The organism is Coprobacter fastidiosus (assembly GCF_982245605.1).
Map to the genome: position 1 here is coordinate 1 of NZ_CEVCIF010000005.1, position 17368 is coordinate 17368.

The following is a 17368-nucleotide window of genomic DNA, read 5'->3' on the forward strand; positions in this document are numbered from 1 at the left end:
AATAAAAGGGCGGCATGACAAAAAAAAGAAGGCATCCTTTTTAGACACCTTCTTGCCCGGTTTGTATGGTATAGATTTTATACTTTCCGGATAATTTCCATTCCTTTCAAAATAGCTTGTTCGTTCATCGGAATCAATTTATGATGCCGTTCGGGTAAAGACTTCTTCAACCCTTTCAGCACATTTTCAAGAGTTACCATCGGTTTTACTTTCAACAATCCGCCGAGCACGATCATATTGAATGCTTTCGAATTTTCCATTTCGATTGCAGTGTCCATGGCATCTATACGATATATATCGATATCTTTTCGAGTAGGAGCGTGGTGTATTCCGTAACCGTCGTATATTAGGATTCCGCCTGGCTTTACTTTGTTTTCAAATTTCTCTAAAGACGGCTGATTCAGAATAATAGCGACGTCGAAAGTATTCAATACGGGAGAACTGATACGTTCATCACTTAAAATAACAGTTACATTGGCTGTTCCGCCACGTTGTTCCGGTCCGTAAGAGGGCATCCAACTTACCTCTTTATCTTCCATAAGACCCGAATAAGCCAGAATTTTACCCATCGAAAGGACACCTTGCCCACCGAAACCGGCGATAATTATTTCTTCTTTCATTGTGATCGGTTTTTACAAATTATTCATTTTTCAAATCTCCTAACGGGTATTTGGCAAACATGTTTTGTTCCATCCATTTATTTGCTTGATCCGGAGTCATTTTCCATCCGGAGTTACAAGTCGAAACAAATTCGACCAATGAAGTCCCTTTGCGTGCCATAGAGTTCTCAAAAGCCTGACGTAATGCTTTCTTCGCTTTTTTTACGGCAGCAGCCGTGTGCACGCTTTGACGTGTAACATAACATGTCCCGTCTAATTGTGCTACGAGATTTGATATTTTTAGCGGATAACCATTTAATTCTACATTTCTTCCGTAAGGGCAAGTTGCCGTTACCATTCCTTCTAATGTCGTAGGCGCCATCTGTCCGCCGGTCATACCGTAGATTGCGTTATTAATGAATATGATAACGATGTTTTCCCCTCGGTTGCAAGCATGAATAGTTTCTGCCGTACCGATAGCGGCTAAGTCTCCGTCACCTTGATATGTAAATACCATTTTTGACGGATTCAGACGTTTTACGGCGGTCGCTATTGCCGGTGCACGTCCGTGTGCCGCTTCGAGCCAGTCGATGTCGATATAATTGTAGGCAAACACAGCACAACCTACCGGAGCGATACCGATGGCTTGTTCTTCCATTCCCATTTCATCGATAACTTCGGCGACAAGTTTGTGGACAACTCCGTGGCTGCATCCCGGACAATAGTGCATGGGATTATCGTTCATCAGCCTCGGTTTGTCATATACGAGGTTTTCGGGTTTTATGATTTCGTTTACATCCATAATCTTGAGTTTTTAATCGTCTGTAAGAATACTTTCGTACTCTTTTGTAAAAAGGTTTCGATTTTATCCTTTGTAAAAAGGAAATGCCGGATTACATCAATTTCTGTTTAAGAGCATTGAGCACTTCATCCGGAGTAGGAACGATTCCTCCTAAGCGGCCGAAATGTTCGACTTTAACTTTTCCGTTGACGGCCAAGCGTATATCTTCGACCATTTGCCCGGCATTTAATTCTACCGAAATCATACCTTTTACCTTATTTGCATATTCGGCAATGATTTTCGATGGGAAGGGCCATAATGTGATCGGACGCAATACCCCTACTTTTATGCCTTCTGCGAGGGCCATTTCTTGTGTTTTCAGACAAATACGGGCCATTGAACCGAATGCTATCATTAAATAATCGGCATTTTCGCAACCGATCTCTTCATAGCGCACTTCCGCTTCTTCTATTTTGCGGTATTTGGCTTGAAAACGAATATTGTTTTCTTCCATGATAGCCGGGTCGAGTTCCAAAGATGTGATAACGTTCCGTTTGTGTCCGGCTAGTTTACCTTGAGTTGCCCAAGGCATTTGTTTACGTATCTCTTCTTCGGTGCGACGTGGCCGGAAAGGCGGCAAAACCACTTTTTCCATCATTTGACCGATAATACCGTCTGCAAGAATTATAGCGGGATTATTATATTTAAAAGCCAGATCGAAGCCTAAAGCGACGAAGTCTGCCATCTCTTGTACTGAGGCCGGTGCTAAAGTAATAAGACGATAATCTCCGTGTCCTCCTCCTTTTACTGTTTGGAAATAGTCTGCCTGACTCGGTTGTATAGTTCCTAAGCCGGGACCTCCTCGCATGACGTTAACGATAAGGCAGGGAAGTTCGGCTCCTGCAATATATGAAATACCTTCTTGTTTCAGACTGACTCCCGGACTTGAGGATGATGTCATCACGGCTTTTCCGCATCCGGCACCACCATAAACCATGTTGATTGCAGCAACTTCACTTTCTGCTTGAAGTACCACCATGCCGGTAGTCTCCCAAGGTTTCAATTCCATTAATGTCTCCATAATCTCAGATTGCGGAGTGATAGGGTAACCGAAATATCCGTCTGCTCCATAGCGTATGGCAGCATGGGCTATTGCCTCGTTTCCCTTCATTAATTTTACATCTTCTGTCATATCTTGTTCTTATTTTAGAGTGAAGAGAGTGGGAGACTCTCGTTTATAGTTTTACTTTATATACGGTAATACATCCGTCGGGACAAACATAACCGCAACTGGCACATCCGATACAATCATCCGGATTTTTCATGTATGCATAATGATACCCTTTATCATTTACCTCTTTCGGCTGGAGAGCCAACACGTCAGCAGGACATGCCACAACGCAAAGATCGCACCCTTTGCAACGCTCGTTGTTCACTACAACAGCACCTTTTATCTTAGCCATACTTAAAAAGATTTGTTTTATTCACGCAAATGTAGCCTTTTATTTTGAAAATAGTTCCGAAAACAACGATTTTTCTATATAAACAAAATTCAATATTCGGTTAATCGCGTTAATTTGTAACAGCTTAGAACTTATTTAAATTTTACTCAGGTAGAATTTGAAAAAAATTTCCATGAATAGTCGATTTCCCTCTGGAGAGATTATACCGATATCGCTAACAACGTTATAGATCAAAAAAAATTAAAAATCACCTGATAATATTTTTTATCGGAAAATTTAGATGACAGGTTTTATATCGTAATTTAAGTTTTATAAAAAATGCCGGTATTCCTTATTTGAAAGTACCGGCATTTTATAATGGTTGTTATTAATGTTTCCCGTCTCGCTCTACTTCGTAAGTCTTTCCGGGTTCTGTCATTATATCATATTCATACACTTTGTATAATAATGGATATTGGGGATTGATTTTTGGCGAAATTAGGGGCGTTTTTATGTTTGCCGTTTGGTAAAGGGGGTTAGGGTTATTACCTTCGGCCGGCTTTATTCCATCTCCTTTTAAAGGAACGTAAGAGCGAATTCGCAGGTTTCCTCCGAGCTTTGATAATATACGGGCTTTATTGAGTTGTACTCCGTCCCAGTCCATACTGACTTCAAAACCTCCGCGTGCCATAAGGCCGTTTACACTTCCTCTGCGCCACACATCGGGTAAAGCCGGCAACAAATGTACAGCCCCGTCGTGACTTTGTAGTAACATTTCGGCTACACCGGCCGTATATCCGAAGTTCCCGTCTATTTGGAAAGGTGGATGTGCATCAAAGAGATTCGGGTATGTTCTTCCGTCATTATTACCCTTCTCTACCAGCATCAACATGTTTTGTATGATTTTGTAGGCGTGGTTACCGTCTAACAAACGTGCCCATAAATTAATTTTCCATCCGATAGACCAGCCTGTCGCTTTATCGCCTCTGTAAACTAAAGAGTTGCGGGCAGCTTGGAAAAGTTCGGGATGATTGTACGGTGAAATTTGATTGCTGGGATATAGACCGTATAGATGTGAAACGTGACGGTGGTCATTGTTGGGATCGTCTACATCTTGAAGCCATTCTTGCAATTGGTTATACTGGCCGATTTGCATAGGAGCAAGGCGATCTATCATATTTTGCAATTTATTGCAGTAATCCGTATCACCATTTAATATTTTAGTTGCTTGCAAAGCATTTGAGAGAGCATCGAATGCGATCTGATTGTCCATCGTGCAACCGGCAACGATAGAGTTACCGTTACCTCTTGGTCCGTGTTCCGGTGAACTTGACGGTACGGTTACCATCCATTTATATGTCGGGTGTTCTGTCAAAAAATCGAGGAAGAAATCGGCAACGCCTTTTAGTGCCGGGTAAACATCTTGCAGATATTCCTTATCTCCGGTGTAAAGATAATGTTGCCAGACGTGTTGAGAGAGCCAAGCTCCACCATTGGGCCATACATAATCTGCGCCATCGACAGGGCCGCAGCTGCGCCATAAGTCTGTATTGTGGTGTGTTACCCATCCGTTGCAACCGTACATCTCTTTTGCAGTCTCTTGTCCGCTTACCGAAAGCTCTTTAACCATTTGGATCAGAGGTTCATGTGTTTCACTGAGATTGGTTACTTCTGCAGGCCAGTAATTCATCTCCGTATTGATGTTTATCGTGTATTTACCGTCCCACGGAGCTTGTAATTTTTCGTTCCAGATTCCTTGAAGATTTGCCGGTTGACCTCCGGGCTGGGATGAAGATATGAGTAAATAACGTCCGAATTGGAACATTAATACGGCGAGGGAGATATCATTCCCGTTTTTAAAGTTTTTTACTCGTAAATGGGTCTCTTCTTGTGCTTCTTTAGAAGTCCCGAGATCTAATGTTACTCGATCGAATTGCTTTTTGTAGTAAGCAATGTGATCGGCCAAAGCTTTTTCATAAGGTTTCTTTAGTGCTGCTTTCATATAAGCGTCTGCACGTTTATGCTCATTTGCACTTACATCATTGTAATTGACAAAGTTTGTAGCGGCTGAAATATAGATAGTAGCGGTCGTTGCATCGGAAACTGAAATTTTATTGTCCGAAGTTTTTACTTTGCCGTCTGTCGTTTTTATGAATGTCTGGTTTTCAAGTCGGATAACACCGGGTACACCTTCATGATCAGCACCTTTTCCTGATAGAATTAATTTCCCTTTTTTGGTGGAAACGGTGTGTTTTAACGGTGATACATAGTCGGCTGTAAAATTCAAAGCTCCTTGTTTATCACTAGTGATTTGCATGATTACTACATTATCGGCAAATGACGTAAATAACTCTCGTGTATAGGTTACACCGTTTACTTTATAACGAGTGGTAGCAACAGCTCTTGTTAAATCTAAGTCTCGGTAGTAATCTGTGTAATTTTCATGTCCGTCAAAATGTAACTTTAAACTTCCTATGGTTTGGTAAGGCATTCCGTTGCGGGGAGTCCTGAATTTTTTTTCCATGATCGGTTTGGCCTCTTTTGATTTACCTTCGAAAATGAGACGTCGTACTTCTGGCAGAATGTCTTTTGCTTCCGGATTGTCATTGCGGTGTGGGCCGCCTCCCCATACAGTCTCTTCATTTAGTTGAATTTCTTCGTTATCTGGAATTCCGTAGACCATTGCTCCCAGTCGGGAATTTCCTAAGGGTAAAGCTTCGACCCATTGTGTCGCAGGCTGTTTGTACCATAGCTTTAGATTTTCAGCTTTTACCAGAAGAGCGCACATGATTAGAAAAGTGCTTGATAGAAAAATCTTTTTCATGATAGTGTGTGTTATGTAAATATTATGTGTTTTTATAAATTCGACGAGAATAGATTGTCCGGAGGCGAATTTAAGAATAAAAAATGGAATATAAGAACGCCATGCCTCAGAAAAACAAGGCATGGCGCTTTTGTAATAGTTGTTATTTTATGAGGTGTTAGAAACTTATTCTTGTACACCTTTCATCGAAACTTCAATAAATGCGGCTTTTGAAAATAACTTTTTCATTAATTTTTGGATACTTTCCGGAGTCTGTTTTTTTACAATATCTTCGAATCCCGACATATTATCAATACCGTACCGGTTATATGTATTGATTACTCCTAACCAGTATTTATTTTCATGCAAATTTTCCGTATGACTTTTCAGCATGTATTCTTTTACTTTATTGAAATCTTTTTCCGAAGGTCCTTCATTTATGGTCTTTTCCAATTCAGAAATAGCTCGTTTCTGGAGTTTTTTCTGCATTTCGGGATTTGTGTCGAACCCGAAAAGGAACATCCACGTGTCTGTTTCTTTAGAAAGGACAGATTGAGTCCCGACTCCGTATGTTCCGCCTTCTTCCTCTCGAATGGTCGCTGTGTAAACAATATCCATAATTTGGTCGAACATATTCAGTTTTATGTTGTTTTCCAAAGAGTATTTACATTTGCCTACATACGCTGCATATACTGTTGAAGTCAGAGTCTGCATAGGTTTTTCAAAATGGTTAGTATAATTTTCCATGCGGATTCCTACTTTATCCGTACCCGGTTTTTCTTTACTGTATGTAGATGGGAGAGAAGCAATATATTTTTCTACCAACGGTTTCAGTTCTTTTTCATCAATATTTCCGACAAAAGTAAATGTGAAATCAGAAGCGTCTCCAAACCGTTCTTTCCATATTTGCAATATCCTGTCATAGTCGGTCTGGTCTATTTCTTCAGGTTTCAGACTCATTTTTCTCGGGTTCTCTTTATATAAAGCGACATTGAGAGAATCTTTGAAAGCTGCACGAGGATTGGCGCTGGCATTTTTCAACATGTCCTTTATTTTGCTTTTCCATGCTTCTACAGCTTCTGGATCTTTATGCTGATCTGTAAATGAGAGATAAAGCAACTGCATTAATGTAACCAAATCTTTAGGAGTAGAACTTCCGTTAACGATTTCAGAGCGGTCGTCCAGTCCTATGCTCAGAGATACGTTTTTCCCGGCCAATACTTTTTTTAGATCTATGTTATTAAAGTTTCCTAATCCTCCCAAATCGATGATATTATTGAATATTTTAAGGTTGGGAATATCTTTGTCTTCGTATAACAGATTTCCGCCTTTGCTGATGCCGGTCATTAAAATTTCGTCATCTTTAAACGTCGTTGGTTTAATAACGACTTTAGCACCGTTTGATAGAGTCCATATCGTTGTACCGAATTTTTTGTCGGTAGTCGTTTTTATTATGCTTCCGGCTTTAGGTTCGTGGCTGATTAACGGTTCGTTCGAAACTTTATCGGTATAGGGTTGAAGTTCCTCATTTTTAATCTCTTTTAAAAGAGTCAGTATTTCTGCTTCCGATGGATATGAAACTCCGTCTTTTTCTGGTCCGGTAATAGTAACTACGATATTTTCTTCTCCGATAAGGTCTTGTATGTATTTGTTTACTTGTTCGATACCGGTAGAAGCAGCGACTTTATTTAAAAGCATATAGTCGGTTTCGATACCGCATATTGATCCTCCATCTGTAAAATGGCTGACATATTCTTCAACATAAGAATTATTCTTTTGCTTTTCCCGTTCTTTATACATACTTTCGATCATACTCAACAGATTAGCCTTTGCCCGTTCATATTCCGATTCGGTGAACCCAAATCGGTTTACACGTTCGGTTTCTTGGAGAAGAGCCTTAAGTGCTTTTTGAGTTTCTCCCTCTTTACTGACAGCCATAGTCGTAAATGCATCCATTGTTTTGGAAACAATAAAATTTGCGTCATAGCTGTATGCAGACATGAAAGGGGCATTCGGCTTTTCTGATATTTCTTTTAGACGATCGTTCAGCATCATTGAAGTGACCGATTTAAGGTAAATACCGGCAATACCTGCAATAGTAGCTTTCAGCTCTTTGGTCATAGGTTTGTGTTTGTAATATACGGTCACTTGACTACCTGTAGCTTCTTTATCTTTTGCAATGGCGATAATCGGTTCTTTATTGTCGGGGACAGTATAGTAGATTCGTTCGGCAGCATTTTCCGGTTTGGGAATGGTATTGAAAATTTCCTTTAGTTTTTTTTCTGTTTTATCTGCATCTATATCTCCTACAATAATAATTCCTTGTAAGTCGGGACGATACCATTTGTGATAATAATCTTTTAATGTTTGGTAAGGAAAGTTCATAACTATATCCATTGTTCCGATAGGCATACGGTTGGCATATTGGCTACCTGCGAATACCTGTGGAATAAGTTTTGCGAGAATACGCATGTTGGCGTTGGTTCGGGTTCTCCATTCTTCTCTAATTACCCCCCGTTCTTCATCGATTTCTTTGTCTTCCAAGGCAATGGCATTAGACCAGTCGTGTAAGATGAGCAGACATGAATCAACGATACCTTCACGGTTTACAGGAACATTTGATATGTTATAAACCGTCTCATCGAATGATGTATATGCATTTACATCTGTTCCGAATTTTACTCCATTCGATTCTAAATAATTCAGCATCGATTTGCCCGGAAAATTTTTACTTCCGTTAAAAGCCATGTGTTCCAGAAAATGAGCAAGACCTCTTTGGCTGTCGTTTTCTAATATCGAACCGACGTTTTGTGCGATATAAAATTCGGCTCTATTTTTAGGAAATGCGTTATGACGAATATAATAGGTCAGCCCGTTTTCCAGTTTTCCATATTTAACTTGCGGGTCGATAGGCAGAGGGGCCATTTGTTGGGCATATGTTATCAACCCGAATACAGACAATAAAATAATTGTTGTTACACTGCGTAATTTCATTACTTTCTTATTTTAATTAATAATTTTCATTTATTCAATTTCTGCAGAAGAAACATATCCGTTCATCATCGCATAAAAACTGAGTCCGGACACACTTTTTATTCCCAATTTGGCTGTGATGTTTTTTCTGTGACTCAAAACCGTATTGATACTGATATTGAGTCGGTCTGCAATCTCTTTGTTAAGAAATCCTTGTGCTATAAGTTGTAGTACTTCTATTTCTCTGGGAGACAGTTCTTCCTGACTTTCGTTCGAAAATTTTTGACATGTGCGTTCGATCAGGTTTTGTAATTGTTCGATCAAAGAGTTTTGTTCCGAGCGTATGCAAAGCTGGTATTCTATATTTGAAAAGTCCGTTTGCGGATAACTACAGTCTGTCAGCAGAATGGTTTTCCCTTTACGCGGAAGGAAAAAATCATAATGGAGCAGAAATGTATCCGGAAATGTGAAGTATAAATCATATTTCTCCGGAGATTCTGATAAGAAATATTCGGTATCGGTATATACCGTGATATTCCCGGCAGAAAAATAATCGGTTAGAATTTGTTTCAATCCGATATTGATCAATGTAACAGGAGAGATAATCGCAATATCTTTATTATGTAACATTAAGCCTGATTCGTTTTAATTGTCGTTTTTTCCTCGTTTCATAGCTTCATTCATCGGTAACAAAATTCTGTTGCGAATGCGGTTATGTTGTTTTATATCTTTTTCAAGCGTATAAATCGCGAAAATTACCCCATAGCAGAGGTTCGGATCTATCGTCCCGGACAAATGCATAACGAACAAACTGGTGAGATCATGAAGCTTTTCTTCTAAAGAGTTTTGCTCATCATACGATCCTTTTGTCGGAAGTTTTATTCCATCGGGACGTTGGTTGCCTATTTTTTCAGACAGTAGTTTTATTTCGGGAAACCATACAGCCCGGTCATGCTCGATACGGCTCAATAACTCATTTTTCACTTTTAGAAAAAATTGATGTATCAATTCGAGATTGTTTCCCGAAGTCCCACTGTGCTGAATGAGCGAATTGAAATGTCGCTCAATATTAGGTAACTGAAAGCACTCATAATAAATGTTGGTTTTTGTCAGATAGTCCACTATTTGAGTCGCACAAAACGTTTTTAGCCTGTTTTCCGGAAAAAACTCTTCATTGATGAATGTGTTTAGTATTGTGAGAAAGAAATCCGTATCGAGAGAATTTTCTTCACAAACCGAGCGGATACTCTTGTCTCCTATACCTAATGTGATCCCGAACCGGTTTAATACGGGTATCAATGTCGGTTCATGCAATATGATGTCGCAGAGCTTCATATCTGCATATACTAAAGGCATATTCTTTAATTATTAGAAAGTTTAAATATTCACACAGTTATATGATTCCCGATTCCGTGATTATGTAGTCCATCGGAATATCATGTTTCTCTACAGGCAAAAAGTCTGTAATCTGACAATCGTAACAGATTCCTATTTTGCATGTTTCAACTTGTGATAGTAACCTGTCGTAATATCCTTTGCCTCGTCCCAGCCGATTACGTTTTTTGTCGAAAGCGACTCCCGGAATAATGATCATATCTATAACCGAAAGATCGGTAATTCTGTCTCCTTGAGACTCGATGATTCCGTAACGTCCTGTTTTGAGTTTTTCCGGATGATAATTTCTGATTATCAGATTGTCCCCTTTTACGGCTGGAAGTAAGAGGCGTTTATCTTCTTTCCATAATCTCAAAAAAGAAGAAGTATCTACTTCATCCGGTAAAGAATGATATAAAAGAATCGTTTTTGCCTGTTTAAATTCCGGCAACTGTTCTATACGACATCTGATCTGTTCCGAGAATCGGGTTCGCTCTTCTGCCGTTATATTTTTTTTTAGGTCTTTTATGCTCATTCTGATGTCAGACTTCTTGCACATGACTTTATTTTTTATTTATCAGGTATTTCCGGAAAACCTTTATTTTCATCAAGAATATCTACTGCTTTCAGAAATGTTTTATCTTCCAGCATCAATATCGGATAAAATGCTTCATCTCCCAATAAATTCCGGGCTATATAAGCATGTAATTGGTTATTTATTATTTTTCGGGAAATATTAATATATACCGGACGGGGTTTTACTCCTTTTGATGCGGCATATATAACAAACTCATCAAGTAAAGGTTTCCGTTTCAAATATTGCAATAGACTTCCGTAATCTTTAAATTGAGATAGTTCTTTTCTGTGTTTATTCGTATATTCCAGAGCGAACTGATAAATAATACCGTTATTTACGACATTGTTCAGGTAGGACGTGATACCGATTGTATCTCGGGGTACGAATATGTCCGGCATAATACCGCCTCCACCATATACAATGCGTCCGTTTCGAGTTTCGTAGCTTAAGGAATCGTTTAGCTTGATGCTGTCTTTTGTATCGAATTCTCCATGCAAGAAACGGTTCATCAGATCTTGATTGTAATCTTCTATATCCCCCATCTTATACTCTTTTTGTATCGATCTTCCGGAAGGGGTATAATATCTGGCGATAGTCAGGCGTATGGCCGATCCATCGGAAAAAGGAATCTGCTGTTGTACCAGTCCTTTCCCGAATGAACGTCTTCCTACTATCGTACCGCGGTCATTATCTTGAATTGCTCCTGCAAAAATCTCGCTTGCAGATGCAGACCATTCATCCATAAGTACGACCATTTGATTATTTTGAAAAGCCCCTGTCCCGTCCGAGTAGGCTTCGTTTCCTTCACTGCGGGGAAAAGCCTTTCCTTCGGTATATACGATCAATTGGTCTTTGGGAAGAAACTCATTAACCATTTTAATTGCGGCATCCATGTATCCTCCTGTATTGCCCCGTAAATCGATAATATATCGGTCAGCACCTTCCTTTCGCAATTTAGCCAAAGCATTCATAAATTCATTGTAAGTATTACGCCCGAATTTACTGATCTTCAGATATCCTGTTTTGTCATTTATTTTGAATGATACATCTACGCTATTGACAGGAATGTCGCCTCGAGTGATGGTAAAATTAAGCAGTTTCTTTGCCGATGAACGTTTTATACCTAAATCAACTTTAGAGTCTTTTAGACCTCTCAACTTCTTCATTACTTTATCCATAGGTTCTACGCTTTTACCCACAAAAACCGTATCGTTGATCGTAACAATTCGGTCTCCCGGGAGAATCCCTGCTTTTTCTGATGGTCCGCCGGGTATAACACTGACTACCGTAATCGTATCGTTCAATATACTGAATTGTATGCCGATACCGCTGAAGCTTCCCTCCAGTTCTTCATTTACGCTGAGCAGATCTTTGGCTGGAATATATGCAGAATGGGGATCTAATTCTCCGATAATTTTAGGCATTGCGTTTTCTACCAGCTTGTTGATATTTACTGTATCGACATATTGACTTTGGATGATGCTCAATAGAGTTTCTATTTTATTCTGTTTTGCAAAAATACGAGAACCTATTGTACTGGCTTGATGGTAAAAACGTCCTATACAAATTCCCAAAACGATACTTATTGCAATGATAAAAGGAAGCCAGATTGCGGTTTTTTTCTTCATAATCGATATTACCTGTAAAACTTCTATATATTAATTTAAGAGTCTGCTTTTAATGTTGGTTTCACTATTTGACCTCAACAAAATCAACTTCTATTCCGGCTTTTTTTAAGAGGTCTATTCCATCATTCAGTCTATAATATTCTGAAAAAACGACTCGGCGTATTCCGGATTGAATGATCAGTTTGGCACATTCTATGCATGGTGAAGATGTGACATATAGGGTTGCTCCATCACTGCTATTATTCGATCGTGCGACTTTCGTGATTGCGTTTGCTTCGGCATGTAAAACGTATGGGTATGTACGGTCGTTTTCGTCTTCGCAAACATTTTCAAATCCTGCAGGAGTTCCGTTATATCCGTCCGATATTATCATTTTTTCTTTAACGATAAGCGCTCCGACTTTTCTGCGTTTACAATATGAATTTTCCGCCCAAATAAGAGCCATACGTATATAACGTTTGTCCAATGTTAATTGTTTATCTTCCGAGTTCATCTTTTCTATATTAAAATTCGGATATATTTCCATCAATTTTATGCAAATGTACGTCTTTTCAGCTATATATCATTTTTTTTCTCCTAAATAAACCCAAATTTTATATCTGTTCTTTTAGCCATTGAATTTCTTCTGCCCAGATCGATTCATCAGGAGTTTCAAGAATCAGCGGAATATTATCCATTCGAGGGTCTTGCATGATGCGGCGGAACAATTCTTTTCCGAGAATGCCTTTCCCTAAACTGTCATGTCTGTCTACATGAGATCCTAAACCTTTTTTAGAATCGTTAAGATGCATTCCTCGTAAATATTTGAATCCGATGATTTCATCAAATTTTCGGAAAGTCGCTTCATAACTTTCTTCGGTCGTGAGGTCATATCCTCCGGCTATGGTATGGCACGTATCTATGCATACGCCGACACGGCTTTTGTCTTCTACTTTATCTATAATATAGGCGAGATGCTCGAATGCATAACCGACATTAGATCCTTGTCCTGCTGTATTTTCTATTACGGCCGTTACATCGTGTGTCGCATCCAATGTCATATTGATAGAGTCAGCAATGCGGTCGAGACATGTTTCGAGCGATATTTCTTTCAAATGGCTTCCCGGATGGAAGTTCAATAGTCGCAGGCCTAACTGTTCGCAACGTTGCATTTCGTCAAGGAAAGCTTCTCTTGATTTTTCGATTCCTTCGTTCGTAGGGTGTCCGAGATTAATCAAATAACTGTCATGCGGTAATATTTGTGCTGCTGTATAATTATATTTTTCGCATCGTTCATGAAATAAATCGATGCTTTCTCTGGAAAGCGGTGAAGATTTCCATTGCCTTTGATTTTTTGTAAATAAGGCAAATGCCGTAGCTCCTATCTTAAATGCGTTTTCCGGTGCATTTTCTACACCTCCCGAAGCGCTTACGTGTGCTCCTATATATTTCATAAATATCGAATTTTAAGTTTGATAATAAATACAAATTTACACTTTTCTATTGGATATTGAAGCCTTCTATGCTATTTTCATTCAGAAATGGAAAAAGATTCTTTATCTTTGAAACGGTAAATAACATGAATGTATTTTTAGAACCTGTTTGAATTTCGTTCGGGTTGTTAAAAAGTGATTGAAAATCGCTTATTTGTATGTATCTGATATATGTTGAGTAAAAATAAAATAAAATTTATCCATTCTCTTGAGCAGAAAAAAGCTCGACGGGAAACAGCATGTTTCGTTGCCGAAGGAAATAAATTGGTAAATGATACGATAAGAAGTTTTGATTGCAGATTATTGGTTGCAACGGCTTCTTGGCTTGAGGAGCATCCGGGATTAAGGGCTGAAGAAATTATAGAAGTGTCTTCGGAAGAGATCAAAAAGGTGTCATTGCAGAAGACCCCGCAAGACGTAATTGCCGTTTATCGTATTCCTGATTATTCTATAAATTTCGAGAGTTTGGACGGATGTCTCTCTATTGCTTTAGATATGGTACAAGATCCGGGAAATATGGGGACAATTATCCGTTTGGCAGATTGGTATGGTATTGAGAATATTTTTTGTTCTTTGGGTTGTGCAGATATATATAATCCTAAGACCGTACAGGCGACAATGGGGGCCTTGGCGAGAGTGAAGGTTTGTTACGTAGATTTAAGGGATCTTTTTGAAACGGTAAAGATTCCGGTTTATGGAACGTTCTTGAATGGTGAAGATATATATAAGTCTGAGTTGACTTCACATGGAATTATTGTGATGGGAAATGAAGGGAAAGGCATATCTGAAAATTTAGAACGTTGTATTTCAAAACGTCTTTTTATTCCTAATTATCCGCAGGGAAGGGAAACGACGGAATCCCTTAATGTCGCGATTGCAACTGCCATTGTTTGTGCAGAATTCCGTCGTCGTATGCGATAAATTATAAGCCTTTTTTCTTCGCTTCATCCCAAATCGCATCCATTTCGGACAAAGTCATGTCTTTTAAGTTGCGTCCTTGTTGAATTGTGTGCTGTTCGAGATAGTTAAAACGACGTATGAATTTTTGATTCGTACGTTCCAACGCATTTTCCGGATTGATTTTATATAGACGTCCGGCGTTGATGATGCTGAATAATAGATCTCCGAATTCAGCCTCCATCTTGTCTGTTTCCATATTTTCGATTTCGGTCTGTAACTCTTGAAATTCTTCTTTTACTTTTTCCCACACTTGACTGCGTTCTTCCCAGTCGAACCCGACATTTCTTGCTTTGTCTTGAATGCGGTGAGCCTTGACCATTGCCGGAAGAGCCGAAGGTACTCCTTCAAGAACAGTCTTATTTCCGCCTTTCTCTTTTAGCTTTAACTGTTCCCAGTTTTGTTCTACTTGATTAGAGGTTGCAGCATCGGTGTCTCCGAATACATGAGGGTGTCTGTAAATCAGTTTATCACATAATGAATGACATACGTCAGCTATATCGAATTGATCTTTTTCTTCAGCTATTTTCGCATAAAATGCAATATGTAATAAAACATCTCCCAATTCTTTACGAATGCCGTCGATATCGTTTTTTATGATTGCATCGCATAATTCATAAGTTTCTTCTATTGTATTTGTTCGTAAGCTTTCATTAGTCTGCTTCTTGTCCCACGGACATTTTTCTCTTAATTCATCCAGAATGTCCAGAAAGCGGCCGAATGCCTCCATCTTTTCCTCTTTACTATGTTTCGTCATTTTAATTGTTGTTTAAAACGGTTCAGACCGTTATTTAAGAAATTTATATATTGTTTTATATCGATACTATAGCCGTATGCAGAACTTAAAGGGTCGCCTTTGGGAGTAAGAATTACCTGGTAAGGTTGGGATTCGCTTCCGAATTTTATTTGTTGCAAAGCTTGCCATTTTTCTCCGAAAGTCGTAATTTTCGTCGGTTTCCCGTCGATAGAAATGATTTCTGCTTTTGGGAGTTTGGTTTTGTCATCTACCATTAGTCGTATGACGACGAATTCTTGATCGAGCAAGTGTTTAATGCGTGGATAAGTCCACACCGAAGCTTCCATTTTCCGGCTTTCTGCACAGCCATATCCGGAAAATTCGAGTAATACGGGTTTCTCGGAATTTTTGGCGTATTCCATACCTTCATTATAGTTGTCGAAATGATTGCCGAAATCTTTTGTGTAAAGATTGAAGTCTTGTGCATAGAGAGGAGGAACTAAAGCCCCTATTTCTTTTAATGGAGCACCCAAAAGACCCGGTACCATGTACAGTGTAAAGCTAAAAGTCAATATGGCAAGAAAAAATCTTCCGACGCTTATCGACGGAGTCTCTTTGTCGTGAGTAAATTTTAGTTTCCCGATCAGATATATTCCTAAAAATGAGAAAATGATTATCCATAAAACAAGGAAAATTTCCCGATTTAGTAAATGTTTGCCGTATATAAGATCTGCTATGGATAAAAAAGTCAGGGAATAAGCCAAAATGAAAAAACCTGTGATTCGGTTAAGTAGCAGTAGCCGGTGAGCTTGCTTGGGTGTTGCAGGATTCCATGTTATAAAAATAAGGATGATTGCAACCGGAAGAACAAAAGCCGAGACAAATCCCGTGAGAGTTAGATAAGGTCCTAAAATCGAATGCAGTGATGCAGCCTGCGTAAGATATGATCCGATATAAGATCCTGTGCAGGAGAGTGATAGTAAAACTGTTAGAATCGATAATCCGATAAAATTACCGACAGCCTTTTTTTTGCTGATGATCGAGGAATGAAATGCTCCGAGTAAAAATGCTGCCAGTATGACGAACAGAATAAACAAGAATAAATTAGATATTAGGTTTGTTGTAAACTGATAAAAGATCTGTATCCCGAATGCTGATGTGAGCAGGATTCCACAGAGCGGAAATACAATTAATAATGTAACGCTGTATAATAATGTGCGAAAAATAGACTGTTTGCGTGATGACCTTTGCTGTTGAAAACTATATATGCTCATCAATATCATCGGCCACAAACAGGGCGTCAACAAAGATAAAAGTCCTCCTTTAAATCCGTTTACGTAAGCTTTGCGATAGCTGATTTCTGTACCGGCATGATTTTCTCCGAATGCCTCCATTTGTTGTTTTACAGGTTTCCAAGTATTTAGATAAGCTTTATTTGAGTGTCCATGTTGGGTAGAAATGGTAGATGAGATAGAAGGTTCTGCATTCGGAATGATTTTATTGATAGTTTCTTCTAATACAAAATTATGACGGGTAGGAGGCAGGCAAGTGACATTGTTACATGCCTGATATTCGATATGTCCTTCGATTAGGACTTTTTCACTTTCGGGTATTATTTCGATTCCTTGTATAAATCGGGCAGAATGATTGTACCATTTGAGATTCATTTCGAATAGAGAATTATATTCTTCTATCGGACGATCGATTTCCCGTATATTTCCTAATAAAACCGCCCCTTCGATTTTATCGAATACAAAGGCTGTAGAATGAGGACCGCCTTCGGGAAGCTGTGTTCCGAAGAGATGCCATTCTCCCAATATGTGGGCTGAAAATACAATTTCTTTGAAATTTTCTTTTTCTGTATTGTTGATTTGGGTATTCCATTTGACCGGTTCTGTTTTTTGTGACTGGGCATTAATACAGGCTATTAAACAGAAAGCTAACAGAACAATAATCTTTTTCATATTTGTGTATATTGAAACTAAAATACAAAGATACTTCATAAAAACATATAGTAATAGTCTAT

15 protein-coding genes are annotated in these 17368 nt (G+C 38.9%); 1 reads left to right on the plus strand and 14 read right to left on the minus strand.

Features of this window, described 5'->3' with window-relative positions:
- Positions 1 to 77: 77 nt before the first annotated feature.
- The 12 genes from AC0UMU_RS02235 to nfo form a co-directional block, all read right to left on the minus strand.
- Positions 78 to 620: a 2-oxoacid:ferredoxin oxidoreductase subunit gamma family protein gene (locus tag AC0UMU_RS02235; RefSeq protein WP_278714508.1), complete on the minus strand. Its 543-nt coding sequence runs from the start codon at positions 618 to 620 to the stop codon at positions 78 to 80.
- 19 nt (positions 621 to 639) lie between these two features.
- Positions 640 to 1401: a thiamine pyrophosphate-dependent enzyme gene (locus AC0UMU_RS02240; protein ID WP_009319351.1), complete on the minus strand. Its 762-nt coding sequence runs from the start codon at positions 1399 to 1401 to the stop codon at positions 640 to 642.
- A 91-nt stretch (positions 1402 to 1492) separates the two neighbouring features.
- Positions 1493 to 2572: a 3-methyl-2-oxobutanoate dehydrogenase subunit VorB gene (locus AC0UMU_RS02245; RefSeq protein ID WP_009319352.1), complete on the minus strand. Its 1080-nt coding sequence runs from the start codon at positions 2570 to 2572 to the stop codon at positions 1493 to 1495.
- 43 nt (positions 2573 to 2615) lie between these two features.
- The gene (locus AC0UMU_RS02250) at positions 2616 to 2843 is read right to left on the minus strand and encodes a 4Fe-4S dicluster domain-containing protein (RefSeq protein ID WP_278714506.1); all 228 of its coding nucleotides are present in this window, start codon (positions 2841 to 2843) and stop codon (positions 2616 to 2618) included.
- A gap of 367 nt (positions 2844 to 3210) precedes the next feature.
- Positions 3211 to 5646 (minus strand): glycoside hydrolase family 95 protein, encoded by a 2436-nt coding sequence (locus tag AC0UMU_RS02255; RefSeq protein WP_278714505.1) that lies wholly within the window; start codon positions 5644 to 5646, stop codon positions 3211 to 3213.
- A 165-nt stretch (positions 5647 to 5811) separates the two neighbouring features.
- The gene (locus AC0UMU_RS02260; protein ID WP_270214121.1) at positions 5812 to 8619 is read right to left on the minus strand and encodes a M16 family metallopeptidase; all 2808 of its coding nucleotides are present in this window, start codon (positions 8617 to 8619) and stop codon (positions 5812 to 5814) included.
- A 30-nt stretch (positions 8620 to 8649) separates the two neighbouring features.
- Entirely contained in the window at positions 8650 to 9228 is a 579-nt protein-coding gene (locus AC0UMU_RS02265; protein WP_009319356.1) for a response regulator transcription factor, read from the minus strand.
- 15 nt (positions 9229 to 9243) lie between these two features.
- On the minus strand, positions 9244 to 9954 hold the full coding sequence (locus tag AC0UMU_RS02270) for a hypothetical protein (RefSeq protein ID WP_022390008.1): 711 nt from the start codon (positions 9952 to 9954) through the stop codon (positions 9244 to 9246).
- 37 nt (positions 9955 to 9991) lie between these two features.
- The gene (locus tag AC0UMU_RS02275; protein ID WP_022390009.1) at positions 9992 to 10531 is read right to left on the minus strand and encodes a 5-formyltetrahydrofolate cyclo-ligase; all 540 of its coding nucleotides are present in this window, start codon (positions 10529 to 10531) and stop codon (positions 9992 to 9994) included.
- 11 nt (positions 10532 to 10542) lie between these two features.
- Entirely contained in the window at positions 10543 to 12177 is a 1635-nt protein-coding gene (locus tag AC0UMU_RS02280; RefSeq protein WP_022600990.1) for a S41 family peptidase, read from the minus strand.
- A 64-nt stretch (positions 12178 to 12241) separates the two neighbouring features.
- The gene (locus AC0UMU_RS02285) at positions 12242 to 12670 is read right to left on the minus strand and encodes a deoxycytidylate deaminase (RefSeq protein ID WP_031258503.1); all 429 of its coding nucleotides are present in this window, start codon (positions 12668 to 12670) and stop codon (positions 12242 to 12244) included.
- 100 nt (positions 12671 to 12770) lie between these two features.
- A complete protein-coding gene (nfo, locus tag AC0UMU_RS02290; RefSeq protein WP_009319361.1) occupies positions 12771 to 13610 on the minus strand; it encodes a deoxyribonuclease IV in 840 nt (279 codons plus the stop codon).
- A 210-nt stretch (positions 13611 to 13820) separates the two neighbouring features.
- On the opposite strand from nfo, the gene AC0UMU_RS02295 reads away from it, so the two are divergent.
- The gene (locus AC0UMU_RS02295) at positions 13821 to 14570 is read left to right on the plus strand and encodes an RNA methyltransferase (protein ID WP_288640657.1); all 750 of its coding nucleotides are present in this window, start codon (positions 13821 to 13823) and stop codon (positions 14568 to 14570) included.
- Between the two features lies 1 nt (position 14571).
- Here AC0UMU_RS02295 and mazG read toward each other — a convergent pair whose 3' ends face one another.
- Together mazG and AC0UMU_RS02305 are read right to left on the minus strand one after the other, a co-directional pair.
- Positions 14572 to 15363, minus strand: a complete 792-nt coding sequence (gene mazG, locus AC0UMU_RS02300) for a nucleoside triphosphate pyrophosphohydrolase (protein WP_022390013.1) — start codon at positions 15361 to 15363, stop codon at positions 14572 to 14574.
- Positions 15360 to 17306, minus strand: coding sequence for a thioredoxin family protein (locus AC0UMU_RS02305; RefSeq protein WP_022390014.1), 1947 nt, complete (start codon positions 17304 to 17306; stop codon positions 15360 to 15362). Before AC0UMU_RS02305 ends, mazG begins: the two co-directional genes overlap by 4 nt.
- Positions 17307 to 17368 lie beyond the last annotated feature (62 nt).